Origin of the sequence: Rhodococcus ruber NBRC 15591 (genome assembly GCF_001894945.1) — a bacterium.
In the GTDB taxonomy this organism is placed as follows: domain Bacteria; phylum Actinomycetota; class Actinomycetes; order Mycobacteriales; family Mycobacteriaceae; genus Rhodococcus; species Rhodococcus ruber.
In genome coordinates, this window is the sequence record NZ_BCXE01000001.1 from 536,882 (window position 1) to 555,020 (window position 18,139).

Genomic DNA, 18,139 nt, shown 5'->3' on the forward strand with positions numbered 1-18,139 from the left:
GAGACCGTTCGTTCGGGAGGGACCGTGGACGCCGAGACGCTCATCGTCGGTTGCAAGTACGGCGACGTACGCGGCTACCGCGACGGCTCCGTCTACACGTGGAAGGGAGTCCCGTACGCCGCGCCGGCGTCCGGCGACCTCCGGTTCCGCGCCCCCGAACCGCCGGAGCCGTGGACCGACGTGCTCGACGCGCGGCGCTTCGGGCCCATCGCGCCGCAGGGACGCAACAACCCGATCCCCATCGATCCGGGGCTGACGATCGGTGAGGACTGCCTCTCGTTGAACATCTGGGCGCCGGAGCCGGACGGGGAGCCCCGGCCGGTGATGGTGTGGATCCACGGCGGCGCCTACGTCCTCGGTTACTCGGGTCAGCGGATCTACGACGGACGGTTGCTCGCCGAGCGCGGCGACGTCGTCGTGGTGACGGTCAACTACCGGCTCGGCGCGCTCGGGTTCCTCGACTTCTCGTCGTTCTCGACCGCCGGGACCACCTTCGAATCCAATGTGGGGCTGCGCGATCAGATCGCCGCGCTCGAGTGGGTCCGCGACTGCATCTCCGCGTTCGGAGGCGACCCCGACCGGGTCACCGTGTTCGGCGAGTCGTCGGGTGGCGGGTCGCTGACCACACTGATGACCGTGCCCCGCGCCGAGGGTTTGTTCCACCGGGCCATCGCGCAGAGCCCGCCGGCGACGTCGGCGTACGGGTCCGAGCGGGCCGCGCGGGTCGCCGAGCGGTTCCTCGAGATCCTCGACCTCACGCCGGCGCGGGTGTGGGCGCTGCGGGACATGCCGCACGAGGCGCTGACCGATGCGGGGGACGTGCTCGTCGGCGAGATCCCCACGAAATTCCCCGGCACGCTCGCGATGGCGCCCGTGGTCGATCGCGACCTGGTGCCGAAGTATCCGGTGGCGGCGTTCCAGAAGGGGCTCGCGCACCGGATCCCCCTGATCATCGGCTCCAACAAGGACGAGCCGTCGATCTTCCGCTTCATGAAGTCGCCGTTGATGCCGGTGAGCGACGCCTCCGTGCAGGCGATGCTCGACGCCCTCGCCGAGGACCACCCGGAGTTGCCGCCCGACCGCATCGCGGAGATCATCTCCGCGTACCCGGATGTCACGAAAACGTCCGGGGCGATGGCTCTTTCGCGGGACGCGGGGTTCCGGATGCCGGTGGTGTGGATCGCCGACGCGCACAGCGCCCACTCGCCGACGTGGGTGTACCGGTTCGACCATGCGACCCCGATGCTCAAGGCGGCACGGATCGGTGCCGGCCACGCCACCGAACTGCCCTACGTCTTCGGCAATTTCGGGACGCTCGATCGCGATCCCACGTTCTGGCTCGGCGGGCGCAAGGCTGCGACGACGATCTCGGGCCGGATCCAGCGTCGCTGGCTGGCCTTCGCGCACCACGGCGTGCCGGCCGCCCTGGACGGATCCCGGCACTGGGCGCCGTACGACACCGACAAGCGCATGACCCTCCTGATCGACAACACCGACACCCTCGTCCCGGACCCCGACAAGATACTGCGCGAGGTGTGGGGCGACCAGGTGATGGGCTTCAGCTGACCGCTCGGGGGGCGGCCGAATGTGACATTCCGTCGGTCTGACCGACGCGATGTGACATTCGGCCACTCCCGACGGTGGTGGGAACTGGTCTTACCACTTGACCTCTGTCCGGATGGGGGCTTACGGTCGGGTCGTGATGTTCGAGCCGATCGCCCGCAAGTCCGCCTCCGGCGAGGTGTACGACCAGATCGCCGCCCGGGTGCTCGGCGGCGACCTCGCCGCCGGGGCGTCGCTGCCGAGCGAACGCCACCTCGCCGAGGCGTTCGGAGTGTCGAGACCCGCTGTGCGAGAAGCCCTCTCTCGGCTCGCGCACGCCGGGCTGGTGGAGGTGCGCCAGGGGGAGGCGACCTCGGTGCGCGATTTCCGCACCCAGGCCGGGCCGGAACTGCTGCCGCGGCTGCTCGTGCGCGACGGTCGGCCCGACTGGGGTGTCGTCCGCAGCGTCCTCGAAGCCAGGCAACTCATCGGCCGTCAGGTCGCCCGCCTCGCGGCCACCCGCGCGACGGACGAGACGCAACCCCGATTGCGCGAGTCCGTGGCACGCCTCGCCGCGGGGGACGACCCCGTCACGCTGCAGGTCGCCGCCCTCGAATTCTGGGAACACGTCGTCGACGCCGCCGACTCCCTCGCGTTCCGGCTGATCTTCAACAGCCTGCGCAACGCGTACGAGCCGGCCATGACCGCGATGGCCGGGGTGCTGATCGTCGAGGTCGGGCGCGCCGACCTCTACGAACGGCTCGCCGACGCGATCGTCGCGCGCGACGAGGACGGCGCCGAGCACGCCGCCGGCGAACTGCTCGACCTGGGCACGTCGGCCCTGACCACCGCCATCGACCAGGCCGAACACGGAGAGGCGAGGAACCGGACATGAGCACGAATCGGACCGAGGGACGGGGCCGTCGCGCCTCGATCGGCCTGCGGGACGCCGCCGTCGAGTTCATGCGGCACCCGTCGCCGTGGATGATCGGCGGGTTGCTCGCTGCTGCGGTCGTCGCACGGATACTCGTCGGCGACTGGCAGGTCACCGACGCGCTGGTCCCGCTGGTCGCCCTGCTGGTGTTCCCGCTGGTGGAGTGGGTCATCCACGTCGGCATCCTGCACTGGCGGCCGCGCCGGATCGGTGGGCTGACGCTCGACTCGCTGCTGGCCCGCAAGCATCGCGAACACCACAGCGATCCGCGCGACGTGCCGCTGGTCTTCATCCCCTGGCAGACCCTGGCGTGGCTGCTGCCGGTGCTCGTCCTCGTCGCGTGGCTGGTCTTCCCCCGGCCCGGACTGGGACTGACATTCCTGGTGACGCTCGGTGTCCTGGGCCTGACCTACGAGTGGATGCACTACCTCATCCACACGGACTACCGCCCCGGCTCGCGGCCCTACCGCGCGGTGTGGCGCCATCACCGGCACCACCATTTCAAGAACGAGCACTACTGGTTCACCGTCACCACCGCCGGCACCGCCGACCGGATTCTCGGCACCGAGCCGGACCCGGCCACGGTCGAGACCTCGCCGACCGTCCGGAACCTGCACGCGACCCGGTGATCCGGTGCGCGAACCGCGCTCGCGGGGAGGTTGCCGGCGAGAGGCGGTGACCTTGTGATGCCGTCGCCGAAACCGTGCACCGGGTAGCATCCCCAGAACCAGCATCCAGACCAGGGAGGGGCTGTGGCGAGCGATTTCTCCGTCGGTGACCATGTCCGGTGGAACTCCGAAGCCGGATACGTCGAGGGCGTCATCGTCAAGAAGCACACCGAGGACGTGGAGTTCAAGGGACGTACTCGGCGGTGCAGTGAAAGTCACCCTCAGTACGAGATCAAGAGCGACAAGACCGAGCACATCGCGATGCACAAGGGCGATGCACTCACCAAGCTGTAGCGCACCCGAATATCGATGAGCATGATCGACGCTGTCCGTGAGGCAGTCCTCGCCATCCCTCCGGGCTCGGTGGCCTCCTACGGAGACATCGGCAGGAGAATCGGGGCAGGTCCACGACAAGTGGGCCGAGCGATGGGCATGCTCGACGACAACATTCCCTGGTGGCGAGTCGTCTACGCCGACGGAACAACGGCCTCGTGTCACGGCGGTCGTGCGTGGGCACTGCTCCTCGAGGAGGGCACCCCCGTCTCGGGGAAGCGGGTAGACATGCAACGTGCTCGGCAGCGAGGGACGGCCTGACGATCGCCCCGACGCTGCCGGTCGGATGTCCGATTCCGGCCCCGCCTCGCGGCTGCAGCGAGCCGGGGTCACTGCTGCTCGGCGGTCTCGCGTCGGGTGCCTGTCGAGGCCGTGTGCCGGTGACTCGGCTCGGGAACGACGCGACGCTCCATGTCGTGCAGGCGCCGACAGTCCGGGCAGGCCACCCTTTCCCGGGTCGGTCGACCCGGCTTCGGTTCGTCCCGGCAGTGGCCGCACCCTCAGGCGCTTTCCGGCCGCGAGGGCATGCGCTGTGCCGTGACGGTCCCGGTGGAGCCGATGGCGGGGGCGAGCCGAAACAGTCCGGCCGCGGCGAGAAGATGCCACAGCGCGTGGCCCTGAAGGATACTGCTCGGCCGGCAGAGCGACGTCCGGTCGCCGAGGGTGCCCAGCACGGCACCGGACGCGAGGAGCAGTGCCGCGACGATCGTCGACCGCCGCAGGTCCGGACGGATGCGGGCGCGGTCGAGCGCGAGTCCGACTGCGACGACGGCCAGCAGCGCCTGCACGCCGGTGGAGACCGACGGCCCGGCGGCCACGACGGGAACCATCAGCAGCGGAACGACGCGCCACCACCACGGCGACAGCCGGGAGCCGAACCGGTCGGAGGCGGCGTCGACGGCGACGTAGGCGAGCAGTGTCGCAAGCGGGAGGTCGTGTGCGTACGCCTGCCACGGTGGGTTCGGTCCGTGCGCGACGAGGGATCCGGCGCCGACCGCGACGACGAGCAGGCCGTAGGTGACGCTCGCCGTGCCCCGGCGTGCGAGGACCGCGAGGCCGGCGACCACGAAGGCCAGGCTGCTGACGGTGGCCGCGGGCTGGCCGACGAGACCTGTGCCCCGATACAGCTCGCAGGCGTTCGCCAGCATCATGGTTCGAGGCTAGCCGCCGCGGGCCGGTCGCAGACGTGCGCAGTGGAACGGGGAATGGGATGCCGCCACCGGTCCGGGACGCGACGCGGTGCCCGTTTCGGGCGGGCTGCGCGGATCGGGAGCGAACGCGTGTGCCCGCCCGGCGGACGGCCGGTCGGACATACAGCCCGCATGCAGTCGGTGGACGGGACCGACCGGGTCTCGGATGAGTAAACAGCATGTCCGCCAGCGCGAGTCGGAGTTGAATGGAGACCCCAGGGGTAGTGGAACTCGACAACGACCAATCCCAAGTCATGGTTCACCGTCGCCCGTCCCGGTTGCGACCTGTACGGGCGGCGCAGCGGTTCGGGGTGCACGATGAGCGAAGCGGTGACAGAGCTCCCGGGGAGAAGGCGTGAGCCTGTCGAACCCCGATGGGACCCGTCCGTCCTCGGCGACGAGACTCGTGGCGACGGTGTGACGCTCCGGCGTCTTCTCGCGGTGGCCGCGCTGACCCGAGCGCAGACCGCACTGCTCGTCGACGATCTGATCTGCCGGGTCGAACGCCGTCAGCGCGGCGGTCCGAGCCGGCTGCGGGACGACGCCGTGACGGTGTCCGAGACCGGACGGCTCACGATCGCATGGAACGGGAGCGCGACGGACGGGCACGCAGCCGACGAGTCGGTGGCGAGGCTGCTCGGCAGCATCGTGACGAGCTGCCGCTGTCCGGAATGGGCCGACCGGGTGAGCGAATCGATCGGCGAAGCAACAGATCTCGAGGACCTGATGCACCGGGTTCGTCGCGTGGTCGCAGCCGACCGCGACCCGGCCGAGGAGTCCCGGGTGCGGAGCCAGCTCGCCGCGCTCGTCGCGGTGGTGGCGGGGCGCCGCGTTCCGGACGATCCGGTGGTGGCGCGGGCGGCTGCACCGCGGGGCCCGGGCAGCGGGGCCGGAACGTCCCTCGCACCGGCCGGCTGGTATCCACCGGCCGGCAGTGGGTGGCATCGCCGGCGGAGACGGCCGTCGCGACGGCAGGGGGTTCTCGGTCTCGTCGCACTCCTGATTCTCGTCGGGACGCTGTGGGCGGCACCGCGGGTGTGGGCGGAGCTGCGCCGCGGCTGGGATGCCGTCCTCAACCCGGTGGATACGGCGGAGCCGAACCGGATCGAGCCGGTCTCGCCTCCGCCGCCCGAACCCGTGGGCGGTCGAGACGAGCCGGCAGCAAGCGCAGGCACGACGGCCCCCGGACCGGTCCAGGTCGGTGCGCCGGCAAGCGCGGGACCGATCAGGCTGGTCACCGCCACCTTCGCCAACGGCGAGTGCGCGCCCGGACGCATGTGCGCCGTCCGCGTCGACGTACACCTCGACTCCGCGGCACGTGTCGGCACCGTGACCTGGGCGCTGAACGTCTACGACAGATGTTCCGGCGCGGTCGGCGCGAGCGCCGAGGTCTCGCTGGCCGCCCAGCCGGGCGATGAGGAGGTGTACGGAATCAGCTGGGCGGATCTGCCACCCGGTGGGGCGCTGGCTGTCGCCGCGGTGACCAGCGCCCCGGCAACAGCCGCCTCGGAGCCGCTGTCGGTGCCCGCCGAGAACGCGACCTGCTGAGGCGGCGGAGGAGGGGACATGGCCGAACGCCGGCGGGAATCCGATCCGTGGCTCGTAACCGCGGCCGTGGTCCTGGTCGTGCTCGGCCTGTTGAATCTGACCGCGATCGGGATGACGTCGCACGCCGTTCGGCACGCACTGTTCGCCGCGGCCGGTCTCGTCCTGATGCGCGTCGTCTCTCGCCTGCGGACGAGTGACCTGCGAGCATTCGGGTGGACGGTGCTCGCCGTGGCGACCGTGCTGTTGGCCGCGGTACCGCTCGCCGGGGTCGCGACGAAAGGCGCCCAGCGCTGGCTGGATTTCGGCGTGTTCACCGTCCAGCCGTCCGAACTCGCCAAACTCGCTGTCGTGCTGGTCCCGGCCGGCATCCTGGCCGGTGGCTTCACCCTCGGCCGGTTCGTGGCGGCCCTGACGGCCACCGGGGTACCGATCGCGCTCGTCGCGCTGCAACCGGACCTGTCGACTGCCCTGGTGCTCGTCGCGACGGTCATGGTCATGCTCATCCTGGCCAGGGTGCCGCTGCTGCCCCTGCTGCCGTTGTTCGCGGTGGGAGTCGCGTCGCTGCCGCTCGCCGTTCTCGTCCTCCGCCCCTACCAACTCGAACGCGTGCACGTGTTCCTGTCGAGCAACGTCGACCCGAGCGGGGCGGGGTGGGCCGCACTGCAGGCGGACATCGCCATCGGCAGCGGCGGCTGGTGGGGTCTGGCGCGAGACCCCCTGTACGAGGTGAGAGCCGACTATCTCCCGGAATCGGAACACGATCTCGCCTTCGCGAGCGTCGTGTACGGATGGGGACTGTTCGCCGGCCTGGCAGTCGTGGTGGCCACCACGGTGATCGTATGGCGGGCCGTCCTCGCCGCCCGCACCGCCCGGACCCGTGAGGCGGCGCTGGTCGCGGCGGGGATCGGCGCGTCGTTCGGGATCCACGCCCTGGTATCGATCGGTGCGAGTCTGTCGCTGATCCCGCACACCGGCATGCCGATCCCCCTGTTCAGCTACGGGGGGACTGCCGCGGTCGTCGCATTCGTGGCAGTCGGACTGGTACTCGCGGTGCGCAGGGACGGCGTCGCGCGGCCGCTGTGGCGTCCGGACCCGCGACGGCACCGTCGACTGCGAGGGGTCTCGGCAGGGGCCGTCGGCCTGACAGCGTCGCTCGTCGCGATGTCGATGGTCACCTGGCAGCTGCAACACGTCCGCGGTGCGGAGCTGCGCACCGCGGGCGAGGCGCAGATGATGCGCTGTATCCGGCTGCCCGCCGAGCGCGGTCTCATCGTCGACCGCAACGGTGTGCCGCTCGCGCTGAACGCCGCGGAGTACGCCGTCGCCGTCCTGCCCGAGGTGTTCGACGAGCACGATGCGGACTCGCGCCCGCGACTCGCTGCGCTGATCGGCCTCTCCCCGGACGAACTGGCCGAGGTGATGGGTGGACGTGCCGAAGGGGAACCGCAGGTCCTCGTCGGCAGGGTCGCGCCCGAACAGGCTCGGCAGGTCGTGAATGCGCGACTTCCCGGGATCCTCGTCGCCCCGTCCGGCCGCAGGACGTACCCGCACGGCGCGACGCTCGCGTCGGTACTCGGCCATGTCGGGGTCGCCGACCAGCAGGACATGCAACGCTGGCCGCATCTCGCGCTCGGATCGCGGGTCGGCAAGGCCGGACTCGAGAAGCAGTACGACGCGTTGCTGCGCGGCAGCGACGGCAAGCAGTGCATGTACGTCGATCCGACGGGACGTCCGGTCGCCCCCGGCACGCGGGTGGACCCGATACGGGGACACGACCTGCGGTTGCACCTCGACATCGGTCTGCAGGACCTGGCGACCACTGCGTTGACCGAGGCCGTCCGCACCAGCGGAGGCGACCTGGGCGCCGCGATCGTGATGGACGCCCGCACCGGAGCGGTACGGGCGATGGCCAGCGTGCCCGGATTCGACAACAACGCCTACGGCCCGCCGGCCGACCTCGTCGCCCTCGCGGCGCAGGCTCAGTCGTCCGGACCGGGGGCGATGGTCAACCACGTCGCCCAGACCGCCGCACCGCCCGGGTCGACGTTCAAGATCGTCACCGCCGCCGCGAACGCCGAGAACCCGGTTCTGGCACCGGAGACCGTGATCGCCACGGGCGCGGCCTACACCTACGGCGGGCACACCTTCCGGAACTGGCAGCCGATGGGTCCGCACGACCTGCTGCAGGCGATCCAGTGGTCCGACAACGTCTACTTCTACCGCCTGGCCGAGCTCCTCGGTCCCGAGCGGATCGCCGCGGTCGCCGGGCAACTCGGCGTGGGGCAGCGATCGGGAATCGACCTGCCGGGCGAGGCCGAAGGTTTCCTCGGCACGCCGGAGTCGGTGGCACGGATCGGGGCCACCTGGTATCCGGGCTCCACCCTGCTGATGGGCATCGGCCAGGGCACCGTCAGCGCGACCCCGCTGCAGGTGGCGCGGTGGACGTCGGGCATCGCCACCGGTGCGATGGTCACCCCTCGGCTCGCGGCGGCGTACGGGTCCGAGGACAACATCCCGATTCCCACGGCGCAGCCGCGCCGGCTGCCCTTCGCCGACCGGCTCGACCCCGTTCGGGCGGGGATGCGGGCGTCGGCGTCGGCCGGTACGGCCGGGCAGCTGGCCGATCTGCCGGTGCAGGCGGGCGCCAAGACCGGCACGGCGGAGGATCCGTCGGCACCCGGGGAGGGTCTGAACGCCTGGTTCTCCGCGGTCGCGCCCCTGGACGCGCCCGAGATCGTGGTGTCGGTGCTGGTGCGCGGCGGCGGGTTCGGGTCGGCGACCGCCGGGCCGGTGGTCGAGAGACTCCTGCGGTGGTACTTCCCGTCACCGCCGGTCGTGGAGTCGAATCGGTGATCAGCTGCTGTACGCCGCCACCACCTCGGGGTGCTCCAAGCAGGCCTTGGCGCCTTCCGCGACGCAGGTGAGGGGACGCTCCGCGGTCTTCACCGGGAACCCGAAGGCCTCCTCGAGCAGCTGCGACAGACCGCGCAGCATCGCCCCGCCACCGATGGTGAGCAGCCCCTCCGACATCACGTCGCCGATCGCCTGGGCGGGCAGGTCCTCGAGGCAGTCGGTCAAGGTCTGCACGATTCCCGCCGTCGTGGGTCGCAACGCATCCACGATCTCCTCGGTCTCGAGCGTGACCAGCCGGGCGCGGCCGGTGACGGCATCGCGTCCCTCCACGACGAGGGCCTGCCCGTCGGGCGTTCCGGGGGTGGCCACCTTCGCCCGCTCGGCGGTGAGCTCGCCGACGACGATCTTGTGCTCCGCGCGCAGGTACTGGTACAGCGCGTTGGTCAGTTCGTCTCCGGCGAGTCGGCAACTGCGATGGGAGAGGATGCCGCCGAAACAGATCGCGGTGACTTCCGAAGTGCCGCCGCCGATGTCCACGACGAGGTGGGCACGTGCCTCGAGCGGGTTGATGCCGCAGCCGAGGGCGCCGGCGACCGGCTCCGGCACCAGACCGACCTTCCGAAGGCCGGCCTCGTGTCCGACCTCGAGCACCGCGCGACGCTCGAGGGGCGTGGCCCCTGCGGGAACCGAGATCACACCCTTCGGTCGCAGACCGTAGGACCGGTGCGGGGCAACCCGTTTGACGACGGCCGTGACGAAGGTGCGGGCCGACTCCAGATCCACGATCACGCCGTCGCGCATCGGGCGAACCGGGGTGATGCCGACGGGGGTGCGACCGACCAGATCACGCGCATCCTGACCGATCGCGAGTGCGCGATGCGGGTCCTTCGTGCGAACCAGCAGGAACGACGGCTCGTTGAAGACGACGCCGTCTTCGGGGGTGGCGACGACTGTGTTGGCAGTGCCGAGATCGATTCCGAGTCCACCCATGTCGGCCTCCGAAGGGTTCGAACCGAGACCGTCTCGATGTTACGCAGCACTGGCTCCGCGGGGGCGGATATGGCGTGTCACCGACGAGGACGTCCGTTCGTCGCCGACCGTGCCCGAGCCCGAGCCCGACGCCGTCGGGAACCCGCGTCCCGGGATCCGCTGCGGGTCAGTTGCGGTATTCGGGGTTCGCGTCGAGGAACTTCGCGACGTACCAGCACGAGGCCGCGATCTTCAGACCCTCCGAGCGGGTCGTGTCGAGAGCGTGGCGGACCACCTCGGCGGCGAGTCCGTGGCCGCGGAACTGGGGCTGGGTGACGGTGTGGTCGAAGTCGCGCACCCCGTCCGAGTCGGTGTAGTCGGCGAACGCGGCGAGGGTGTCCCCGGTGTACAACGCGAACCTGGACTGGCCGGGGTGATGTTCGATGCGGTGCTCGTCGTTGGTCACACCATCGACCCTACCGGCCTGCACGCGGGCCGTGGGATCTGCCCGAGCCGGTAATGGGCCCGGGGTGGGATGCGATGTTCTGGTTGTGGACCCGTGTCGCGGGCGGGCCGGTACGAGTGGTGACGTGGTGGTGACGCGATGCAGGCGACGGCGGCGACGGGGTCAGGCGGGGACCTGGCCGGCCGGGGGGTGGGCCACGCGGACGGCGTCGACGAACGCGGACTTGCGCGCCAGGTAGCGGTCGCGGAACTCGTCGAGATCGTCGGTCCCGTCGCTCGAGACGGCGGTGAGGTAGCCGAAGAGGGCGACCGCGGCGGTGAGCACCGGCTCGGGGGCGGACAGCCGCATCTCGTTGACGATCGCGTCGAGGTCGACGATGCCGCGGGCGACGGAACGCAGGTGCAGGTCGTCGGACTGCAGGGCTTCGGCGAGGTCGGCCTCGGCGAGGGCCGAGTGATCCGCCTCGAACAGATGGTTGTAGACACTGTCGGCGGCGTGCAGGAAGCGGACCTGCAAGGCGCGATCGGCCGCCCGCAGGGGCGCGGCGACGGTGGCGGCCCGCCGCGACGGTCGCGCGCCGATCCGGGTGGCGAAGACGCCGAGCAGGACGCCGGCCGCGAGTCCCACCGGTACGGCCCACCAGGGCGCCGCACCGCTCGTGAGCAGGTCGGTCAGTGTCTCCACCGTAGGAATGCTAACAGCGGAAGTCACATCAGTCGCACCAGTCACTCTGTTACCGAATCGTGCCGCCGGTGCGATCGGGTGGTTGTGGCAGGTCACTAACGTCAACGGTCGTTCGAAGGAGGTGCCGTATGACCGCATCCGTGCTGTCGGACGCACGACTCGTCCGCGCCCTGTCCGACGAATTCCTCTCGCGGCGGGTCGATTACCAGGCTCTGGAGAGCCTTCACCACGGGAACGTGGCGGACTGGGCCGCGGCGGCGAGCCGGGTCGCGGCGCTGTCGGACGAGGAGGAACGGCAACTCGTGCTGCGCTGGCGGGACAATCCCCGGGAACTGCTCGACATCCTGCTCGCCCGCGCCGACGAGGTCACCGCCCGCCGGTGCCGCACGGCCTGGGTCTCCCTCGACCGGTTCGCGCCGTTCGTCCACGCGAGCAGCGGCCCGTGAGCGACCGCGCCGGTACGCCCACTCACGCCTCGTCCACGACGATCACCTCGTCGTCGTCGAGTGCCCGGAACGGCAGCCGCTGCTGCGCGAGATATTCCAGCGTCCGTGCGACGCCCGTGTCGGCCAGGGCCGAGTCCCCGGCGTGCGGGACGATCGCGTAGTCCACCCACCCCAGACCGTCCCAGCGGGCCGGAACCCCGCAGACGACGTCCGCCTCGCCGGGGTCGTCGGAGAATTCGAGACCGCGCAGGGACGGCGTCACCAGGCAGGCCCCCGCGCTGTACCCCGCGTAGGCCGTCCGGCCGGAACGGACCAGGTCCGTGAGGATCTCGTCCCCGCCGCACAGGGCGAGCCGCGTGCGCAGCACGAACGTGTTGCCGCCGCGCACCCACAGCGCCCCGAACCGCGACAGCGCGGCTCGCAGCGACTCGGGCGAGCCGACGTGGTCCCGCAGGTCCACCTCGGCGGGTTCGTATCCCAGTGCGCGCAACGGCGCCAGCTCGCTCGCCACCGCCGAGTCGCGGGCCCGGGGAGGCCACGCGTCGGCCGCGTTGGCGATCACCGCGATCGGGCACGGGCCTCGGGTGACCCCGAGCAGCAACCCGGGGTCCGCGCCGAACCGGTAGGACGACAGGAACAGCCGCACGGAGCTGCCGCTCAGATCACGAAGGCGAGGTTGTCCACGATCCGCCGGCCGACCGTCGTGTCGCCGCCGAGGGTGATCTCGTCGAGGCGTTCGAACGCGTGCACACGGCCGCCGGCGAGCCGCACGAACAGGCGCGAATCCATCGCGACGGTGCTCGTCGCCGGACCGGACAGGGCCGGCACGACCGCGGCCCGGCCGTCCACCTCGACGTGAACGGTGCGGGCGAGCGGGCCGCTCAGCTCGAACGTGATCCGTGACCCGGCGGGAGCCTTGCCGAGCTTGCCGACAGCGAATGCGAGGGCCCCGAAGATCTCCGCGGACGCGAGTTCGGCGCGCGCGCCGCCCTCGTCGCCGGGGACGCCGAGCGCGTCTCGGAGGTCGAGTTCGTGCATCCAGCAGTCGAAGATGCGGATCCGCATGAACCGGCCGTAGGTCGCCTGGCCGACCGGGGTCGTCGCCGGTGCCTCGAAGTCCGCCTGGGTCATGGCCGCGAGCTGCTCCCGGCGACGGGCGACGATCTCCCGGTAGCGGGCCAGGACCTCGTCGCCCGGCGTGCCGCGCAGGGACTCGATCCAGCGTTCGTTGAAGGCGCCGATCTCGTTGCGGACGTGGCCGAGGGCGTGCACGTCGATCGCGACGTGCGGCGTCTCGACGCCGGCGAGCATCGACTCGGTTCCGATCAGGTGCGCCATGATGTCCTTGACGGTCCAGCCGGGCAGGGAGGTGGGCGTGTACCAGGTGTCCCCATGGACGTCGGCGAGCAGCCCGTCGATGGCGTCGAACTGCTCGAGGAGCAGCGTGCGGATCGGTTCGACCGGGAACTCCGGCGTCTCCTTCGTATCCGGCGCAGTGCTTCCGGGAGCCGGGGTGTTTCCGTGTGTCACAGTGCGTCCTCCGCTTCGAGACGGGCCAGACCGGCGCGGATCGCCGCGCCGGTGGCCTCCGGGTCGTGGGGTCGGCGCCGCAGCAGTCCTGCCGCAAGGCGCAGCTTGTCGCCGCGCCGTCGCGGCAGCACGTGCAGATGCGCGTGGAAGACGGTCTGGAAGGCGGACCGACCGTCGTTGAACACCAGGTTGGCACCGTCCGCGGCGAGGTCCGAGCGTTGCATGCCGCGGGCGATGCGCTGCCCGGCGCGGAACAATGCGGCGCCGTGCCCGGGATCGAGATCGTCGAGCCGGGGTGCGTGAACCCGCGGCACCACCAGGGTGTGGCCCCGGGCGATGGGCCGGATGTCGAGGAAGGCCAGCACGTCGTCGTCCTCGTACACGCGCACTGCCGGGCCGTCGCCGCGGACTATGGCGCAGAACACGCAGGAGTTCACCCGCTCACTGTAGGCGGGGCGTCCGATCGGCGGCGACTGCGGCGACGAGTTGCGGCAGGCCCACTGCCGCGGTGGTGCGCCAGACCTCGTCCATCTGATCGGACAGGCCGGTCTCCTCGGGGTTGACCTCCACGACGGGGATGCCGTGCCGGCGAGCCAGCGAGGGCAGGCCGGCCGCGGGGTACACGATCCCCGACGTGCCCACCACGAACACCAGGTCGGCGGCGAGGACGGACGCGGTGGCGGCCTCCCAGGGGCCGGTCGGCAGCGGCTCGCCGAACCACACGACGCCGGGCCGCACGTCGCCGCCGCACGCGCCGCAGTCCGGTGGGTCGAGGCGGGCGACCGGCTCGGTGGGGGCCTCCGGGGGATCGGCGGGCGTGCCGCAGTCGGCACACCGCGGCGAGAACAGGCTGCCGTGCAGGTGCGAGAGCACGGGACTGCCGGCGCGCTCGTGCAGGTCGTCGACGTTCTGGGTGACGATCGACAGTTCCACGGCCTGTCCCCAGTCGGCCAGCGCCCGATGGCCGTCGTTCGGCTGCACTCGCCGGACCAGGGCCACGCGCCACTGGTACCAGGCCCACACGGACGCGCGGTCGCGCTCCCATGCCTCGGGGGTCGCCAGGTCGGCCGGGTCGAAGTGTTCCCACAGACCGGTCTGTGCGTCGCGGAACGTGGGCACGCCGCTCTCGGCGGACATCCCGGCGCCCGTGAGCACGGCGATCCGTCGTGCACGCCGGGCCAGACGGAGGATCCGCGGAGGGGGAATGGTCATCGGTTCAGGGTAGGGGGCCGGGACCGGACTCGTCGGTCCCCTTCTCGTCGTGGAGGAGGACGGCGCCGCAGCGCGGGCACGGGGCCTCCGGTTCCTCGAGGAAGAAACCGCAGTCGGGACAGACGCGATGCATCCAGCAGACGGGGTCGCCGCCGGCGTCCGGCACATCGTTCATCGCGCACCCCGCATCCGTTCCGCGAGGACGGCGGCGCCGCTGTGCTCGACGTCCCGGGTCGCGGTGAGCAGGACGATCGACCGGCCGTCGGCCAGGGCGTCGACGCGCGCCAGCGCGGCCCGCGCGTCCGGGCCGTCCAATTCGGTCAGGTACCGGTCGCGGAACTCGGCGAACTGCGACGCGTCGTGCGAGTACCACTTGCGCAGTCCGGTCGACGGCGCCAGGTCCTTGGCCCAGTCGTCGTGGTGGAACGCGTCCTTGCGCAGGCCGCGCGGCCACAGCCGGTCGACGAACACCCGGAACGCCTCCTCGTCGCCCGGATGGTCGTAGACGCGCTCGACGACGACACTGCGACGTGCCATGGACTCGTGCCTCTTCCCTCACGGCCGATACGGCAGAATTGTGAAGTGAACTACCTCACATTCTGGCACCGACTCACTGTTCGGACTCGATTCAGACGAAACCGAACGGTTGCGCCCCCGACCTGGGCGCGGTACGTCTGACTGGGCTCATCGCCCATAGTGCACGGCCCGAGTCGGCCGCTCGTCGCACATGACCCGCCGCTCATCGCGGTGAGGTGCCGATTCAACGCAGGAGTCGAAAACTTTGGAAACCGAGGATATGGGTACGGGACGTGCGGTGACAGCGCGACCCACCGTCGGCGTCGTTCGGGAAACCAACGACGGCGAGCGGCGGGTCGCGCTGGTGCCGATGATCGTGCCGTCGTTGATCAAGAAAGGGCTCGACGTGGTCGTCGAGTCCGGGGCCGGGCTCGGTGCGCTGATCCCGGACGAGGCCTACGCCGAGGCCGGGGCGCGGATCGGGGATGCCTGGTCGGCGGACGTGGTGCTCAAGGTGGCGCCGCCGTCGGACGCGGAGGTCGCGCGGATGCGGTCGGGGCAGACCCTGATCGGGTTCCTCGCCCCCCGTAACGCCGAGAACCAGATCGGGGCGCTCACCGCGGCCGGGGTGCAGGCGTTCGCCGTCGAGTCGATCCCGCGGATCTCCCGCGCGCAGGTGATGGATGCGCTGTCGTCGCAGGCGAACGTCGCCGGGTACAAGGCGGTGCTGGTCGCCGCGTCGGAGTCCACCCGGTTCTTCCCGATGCTCACCACCGCGGCGGGCACGGTCAAGCCGGCGACGGTGCTGGTGCTCGGTGTCGGGGTGGCCGGGCTGCAGGCGCTGGCCACGGCCAAGCGCCTCGGTGGGCGCACCACCGGGTACGACGTGCGGCCGGAGGTGGCCGACCAGGTCCGCTCGGTCGGGGCGCAGTGGCTCGATCTCGGGATCGCCGCGGCCGGTGAGGGCGGGTACGCCCGCGAGCTCACCGAGGACGAACGCGCGCAGCAGCAGGCGGCGCTCGAGGAGGCCATCAAGGGCTTCGACGTGGTGATCACCACCGCGCTGGTGCCGGGCCGGCCCGCGCCGCGGCTGGTGACCGCCGCCGCCGTGGAGGGCATGAAGCCCGGTTCGGTGGTGGTGGATCTGGCCGGGGAGACCGGCGGCAACTGCGAGCTGACCGAACCGGGGCAGACCGTGGTCAAGCACGCGGTGACGATCTGCTCGCCGCTGAACCTGCCCGCGACCATGCCCGAGCACGCCTCGCAGCTGTATTCGAAGAACGTCGTGGCCCTGCTCGAGCTGATGCTCGACGAGAACGGCGGGCTCGCCCCGGACTTCTCCGACGAGATCCTCGCCGGCGCGTGCGTGACCCGCTCGAAGGAGAACGTCTAGATGTATACGGAACTGTTGGCGAACATCGCGATCCTGGTGCTGGCCGGGTTCGTGGGCTTCGCCGTGATTTCGAAGGTGCCCAACACGCTGCACACCCCGCTGATGTCGGGCACCAACGCCATCCACGGCATCGTGGTGCTCGGTGCGCTGGTGGTCTTCGGCCACCTGCCCGCCGGCGCGCCGTGGAGCATCAAGGTCATCCTGTTCGTGGCGCTGGTGTTCGGCACGCTCAACGTCGTCGGCGGCTTCGTCGTCACCGACCGCATGCTGGGCATGTTCAAACCCAAGAAGCCAGTGACACCGCAGACCGCGCCTGCGGTGGCGGAGAAGGGAGCCGACGCGAAATGAGCTACCTCGTCTCCGTCCTGTACATCGTCGCGTTCGCGATGTTCATCTACGGTCTGATGGGCCTGACCGGCCCGAAGACCGCGGTGCGCGGCAACTACATCGCCGCGGCCGGCATGTTCGTCGCGGTCGTCGCCGTGCTGATCGACATCCGCGAGACCGACAACTGGCTGTGGATCGTCGCCGGCCTGGCCGTGGGTGTGGTCCTGGGTGTGCCGCCGGCGCTGCGCACCAAGATGACCGCGATGCCGCAGCTGGTGGCGCTGTTCAACGGTGTCGGTGGCGGCACCGTCGCGCTGATCGCGTGGGCGGAGTTCCTCGACTCGGACGGGTTCACCACCCTCGCCGAGGAGCCCACGGTGCACGTGGTGGTCGGCTCGCTGTTCGCCGCGATCGTCGGCTCGGTCTCGTTCTGGGGCTCGCTGGTGGCGTTCGCCAAGCTGCAGGAGCTGCTGAACAAGAACCTCGAACGCCGCCTCGTCGGCGCGGCCAAGGCCTTCCAGCTGGCCAACATCGTGCTCGCGCTGGCCTCGATCGCGATCGCCGTGTACATCGGTCTCGCGGCCGATCCGGCCAACGATCCCACCTCGGCGCTGTGGATCGTGGCGCTGCTGGTCGTGGCCGGGCTGATGGGCCTGTTCGTGGTGCTGCCGATCGGCGGCGCCGACATGCCGGTGGTGATCTCGCTGCTCAACGCCCTGACCGGTCTGTCCGCGGCGGCCGCGGGTCTGGCGCTGAACAACCAGGCGATGATCGTCGCCGGCATGATCGTCGGCGCGTCGGGTTCGATCCTGACCAACCTGATGGCCAAGGCGATGAACCGGTCGATCCCGGCGATCGTGTTCGGCTCCTTCGGCGGCGACGGCGGCGCCGGCGCCGGCCCGGCCGGGGCGGGCGGCACCGTCAAGGCCACCTCCGCCTCGGACGCGGCGATCCAGATGGCCTACGCCAACCAGGTCATCGTGGTGCCCGGCTACGGCCTGGCCGTGGCGCAGGCGCAGCACGCGGTCAAGGAGATGGCGGCAATGCTCGAGGACAAGGGGGTGGAGGTCAAGTACGCCATCCACCCGGTCGCCGGCCGGATGCCCGGGCACATGAACGTCCTGCTCGCCGAGGCCGAGGTGCCCTACGAGGCGCTCAAGGAGATGGACGACATCAACGGCGAGTTCTCCCGCACCGACGTCACCATCGTCATCGGCGCCAACGACGTCACCAACCCCGCCGCCCGGCAGGATTCGTCCAGCCCGATCTACGGCATGCCCATCCTCAACGTCGACCAGTCCAAGTCGGTCATCGTGCTCAAGCGCTCGATGTCCTCCGGCTACGCCGGCATCGACAACCCGCTGTTCACCGCCGACCAGACCTCCATGCTGTTCGGCGACGCGAAGAAGATGGTCTCCGAGGTCACCGAGGAACTCAAGGCGCTGTAAGCAGTTCGGCGCGCCCGGGGCGTCCGCACGGAACACCGTGCGGACGCCCCGTTCGTGTGCGACCGTCGAAGGCGGCAGGC

At 70.8% G+C, this 18,139-nt stretch carries 20 protein-coding genes; 11 read left to right on the forward strand and 9 right to left on the reverse strand.

Translation table 11 applies throughout. From position 1 onward, the window contains the following. Positions 1 to 24: 24 nt before the first annotated feature. The 5 genes from RR3_RS02375 (at position 25) to RR3_RS02395 (ending at position 3,738) form a co-directional block, all read left to right on the forward strand. Positions 25 to 1,566: a carboxylesterase/lipase family protein gene (locus RR3_RS02375; protein ID WP_017680392.1), complete on the forward strand. Its 1,542-nt coding sequence runs from the start codon at positions 25 to 27 to the stop codon at positions 1,564 to 1,566. Between the two features lie 136 nt (positions 1,567 to 1,702). Further along, a complete protein-coding gene (locus tag RR3_RS02380; protein ID WP_064066354.1) occupies positions 1,703 to 2,437 on the forward strand; it encodes a FadR/GntR family transcriptional regulator in 735 nt (244 codons plus the stop codon). Then, on the forward strand, positions 2,434 to 3,105 hold the full coding sequence (locus RR3_RS02385; protein ID WP_017680390.1) for a sterol desaturase family protein: 672 nt from the start codon (positions 2,434 to 2,436) through the stop codon (positions 3,103 to 3,105). The genes RR3_RS02380 and RR3_RS02385 overlap by 4 nt, the downstream gene beginning before the upstream one ends. Positions 3,106 to 3,228: 123 nt before the next feature. After that, positions 3,229 to 3,438, forward strand: a complete 210-nt coding sequence (locus RR3_RS02390) for a hypervirulence associated TUDOR domain-containing protein (RefSeq protein WP_010595814.1) — start codon at positions 3,229 to 3,231, stop codon at positions 3,436 to 3,438. A gap of 21 nt (positions 3,439 to 3,459) precedes the next feature. Further along, entirely contained in the window at positions 3,460 to 3,738 is a 279-nt protein-coding gene (locus RR3_RS02395; protein ID WP_230831839.1) for an MGMT family protein, read from the forward strand. A 239-nt stretch (positions 3,739 to 3,977) separates the two neighbouring features. Here the strand turns inward: RR3_RS02395 and RR3_RS02400 are convergent, their stop codons facing one another. Further along, positions 3,978 to 4,628 carry a hypothetical protein gene (locus RR3_RS02400; RefSeq protein WP_010595816.1) on the reverse strand — a complete coding sequence of 217 codons (651 nt, stop codon included), beginning with the start codon at positions 4,626 to 4,628 and terminating at the stop codon, positions 3,978 to 3,980. 456 nt (positions 4,629 to 5,084) lie between these two features. Between RR3_RS02400 and RR3_RS02405 the strand changes: the two genes are divergently transcribed. Beyond that, entirely contained in the window at positions 5,085 to 6,215 is a 1,131-nt protein-coding gene (locus tag RR3_RS02405; protein ID WP_010595817.1) for a hypothetical protein, read from the forward strand. An 18-nt stretch (positions 6,216 to 6,233) separates the two neighbouring features. Next, positions 6,234 to 9,068 (forward strand): FtsW/RodA/SpoVE family cell cycle protein, encoded by a 2,835-nt coding sequence (locus RR3_RS02410; protein ID WP_017680389.1) that lies wholly within the window; start codon positions 6,234 to 6,236, stop codon positions 9,066 to 9,068. On the opposite strand, the gene RR3_RS02415 is transcribed toward RR3_RS02410, so the two are convergent. The 3 genes from RR3_RS02415 to RR3_RS02425 form a co-directional block, all read right to left on the reverse strand. After that, complete coding sequence (locus RR3_RS02415) at positions 9,069 to 10,058, reverse strand: rod shape-determining protein (RefSeq protein ID WP_017680388.1); 990 nt, start codon at positions 10,056 to 10,058, stop codon at positions 9,069 to 9,071. 166 nt (positions 10,059 to 10,224) lie between these two features. Beyond that, a complete protein-coding gene (locus RR3_RS02420) occupies positions 10,225 to 10,503 on the reverse strand; it encodes a GNAT family N-acetyltransferase (RefSeq protein ID WP_010595821.1) in 279 nt (92 codons plus the stop codon). Between the two features lie 162 nt (positions 10,504 to 10,665). Further along, on the reverse strand, positions 10,666 to 11,187 hold the full coding sequence (locus RR3_RS02425) for a hypothetical protein (RefSeq protein ID WP_017680387.1): 522 nt from the start codon (positions 11,185 to 11,187) through the stop codon (positions 10,666 to 10,668). Positions 11,188 to 11,315: 128 nt separating this feature from the next. Between RR3_RS02425 and RR3_RS02430 the strand changes: the two genes are divergently transcribed. Beyond that, on the forward strand, positions 11,316 to 11,633 hold the full coding sequence (locus RR3_RS02430; protein WP_010595823.1) for a hypothetical protein: 318 nt from the start codon (positions 11,316 to 11,318) through the stop codon (positions 11,631 to 11,633). Between the two features lie 22 nt (positions 11,634 to 11,655). On the opposite strand, the gene RR3_RS02435 is transcribed toward RR3_RS02430, so the two are convergent. The 5 genes from RR3_RS02435 to RR3_RS02455 form a co-directional block, all read right to left on the reverse strand. After that, complete coding sequence (locus RR3_RS02435; RefSeq protein ID WP_017680386.1) at positions 11,656 to 12,279, reverse strand: Type 1 glutamine amidotransferase-like domain-containing protein; 624 nt, start codon at positions 12,277 to 12,279, stop codon at positions 11,656 to 11,658. Between the two features lie 11 nt (positions 12,280 to 12,290). Next, positions 12,291 to 13,163, reverse strand: coding sequence for a maleylpyruvate isomerase family mycothiol-dependent enzyme (locus RR3_RS02440; RefSeq protein ID WP_017680385.1), 873 nt, complete (start codon positions 13,161 to 13,163; stop codon positions 12,291 to 12,293). Beyond that, positions 13,160 to 13,600: an HIT family protein gene (locus tag RR3_RS02445; protein ID WP_017680384.1), complete on the reverse strand. Its 441-nt coding sequence runs from the start codon at positions 13,598 to 13,600 to the stop codon at positions 13,160 to 13,162. Before RR3_RS02445 ends, RR3_RS02440 begins: the two co-directional genes overlap by 4 nt. Before the next feature lie 4 nt (positions 13,601 to 13,604). Further along, the gene (locus RR3_RS02450; protein WP_017680383.1) at positions 13,605 to 14,375 is read right to left on the reverse strand and encodes an SIR2 family NAD-dependent protein deacylase; all 771 of its coding nucleotides are present in this window, start codon (positions 14,373 to 14,375) and stop codon (positions 13,605 to 13,607) included. A gap of 171 nt (positions 14,376 to 14,546) precedes the next feature. Beyond that, positions 14,547 to 14,912 (reverse strand): DUF488 domain-containing protein, encoded by a 366-nt coding sequence (locus RR3_RS02455; RefSeq protein WP_017680382.1) that lies wholly within the window; start codon positions 14,910 to 14,912, stop codon positions 14,547 to 14,549. Positions 14,913 to 15,171: 259 nt separating this feature from the next. On the opposite strand from RR3_RS02455, the gene RR3_RS02460 reads away from it, so the two are divergent. The 3 genes from RR3_RS02460 to RR3_RS02470 are packed head-to-tail and all read left to right on the forward strand — an operon-like array spanning position 15,172 to position 18,059. Then, a complete protein-coding gene (locus tag RR3_RS02460) occupies positions 15,172 to 16,284 on the forward strand; it encodes a Re/Si-specific NAD(P)(+) transhydrogenase subunit alpha (RefSeq protein WP_017680381.1) in 1,113 nt (370 codons plus the stop codon). Continuing rightward, complete coding sequence (locus tag RR3_RS02465; protein ID WP_010595831.1) at positions 16,285 to 16,632, forward strand: NAD(P) transhydrogenase subunit alpha part 2; 348 nt, start codon at positions 16,285 to 16,287, stop codon at positions 16,630 to 16,632. It abuts the gene before it with no gap. Beyond that, positions 16,629 to 18,059: an NAD(P)(+) transhydrogenase (Re/Si-specific) subunit beta gene (locus tag RR3_RS02470; RefSeq protein WP_010595832.1), complete on the forward strand. Its 1,431-nt coding sequence runs from the start codon at positions 16,629 to 16,631 to the stop codon at positions 18,057 to 18,059. Before RR3_RS02465 ends, RR3_RS02470 begins: the two co-directional genes overlap by 4 nt. The last annotated feature ends 80 nt before the right edge of the window (positions 18,060 to 18,139 follow it).

What these genes read in the sequence shown, in the direction of transcription:
- RR3_RS02380 (WP_064066354.1), top strand. Translation starts at nt 1,703, where the DNA reads ATGTTCGAGCCGATCGCCCGCAAGTCCGCCTCCGGCGAGGTGTACGAC.
- RR3_RS02385 (WP_017680390.1), top strand. Translation starts at nt 2,434, where the DNA reads ATGAGCACGAATCGGACCGAGGGACGGGGCCGTCGCGCCTCGATCGGC.
- RR3_RS02395 (WP_230831839.1), top strand. Translation starts at nt 3,460, where the DNA reads ATGATCGACGCTGTCCGTGAGGCAGTCCTCGCCATCCCTCCGGGCTCG.
- RR3_RS02400 (WP_010595816.1), bottom strand. Translation starts at nt 4,628, where the DNA reads ATGATGCTGGCGAACGCCTGCGAGCTGTATCGGGGCACAGGTCTCGTC.
- RR3_RS02410 (WP_017680389.1), top strand. Translation starts at nt 6,234, where the DNA reads ATGGCCGAACGCCGGCGGGAATCCGATCCGTGGCTCGTAACCGCGGCC.
- RR3_RS02415 (WP_017680388.1), bottom strand. Translation starts at nt 10,058, where the DNA reads ATGGGTGGACTCGGAATCGATCTCGGCACTGCCAACACAGTCGTCGCC.
- RR3_RS02430 (WP_010595823.1), top strand. Translation starts at nt 11,316, where the DNA reads ATGACCGCATCCGTGCTGTCGGACGCACGACTCGTCCGCGCCCTGTCC.
- RR3_RS02450 (WP_017680383.1), bottom strand. Translation starts at nt 14,375, where the DNA reads ATGACCATTCCCCCTCCGCGGATCCTCCGTCTGGCCCGGCGTGCACGA.
- RR3_RS02455 (WP_017680382.1), bottom strand. Translation starts at nt 14,912, where the DNA reads ATGGCACGTCGCAGTGTCGTCGTCGAGCGCGTCTACGACCATCCGGGC.
- RR3_RS02460 (WP_017680381.1), top strand. Translation starts at nt 15,172, where the DNA reads ATGGGTACGGGACGTGCGGTGACAGCGCGACCCACCGTCGGCGTCGTT.
- RR3_RS02465 (WP_010595831.1), top strand. Translation starts at nt 16,285, where the DNA reads ATGTATACGGAACTGTTGGCGAACATCGCGATCCTGGTGCTGGCCGGG.
- RR3_RS02470 (WP_010595832.1), top strand. Translation starts at nt 16,629, where the DNA reads ATGAGCTACCTCGTCTCCGTCCTGTACATCGTCGCGTTCGCGATGTTC.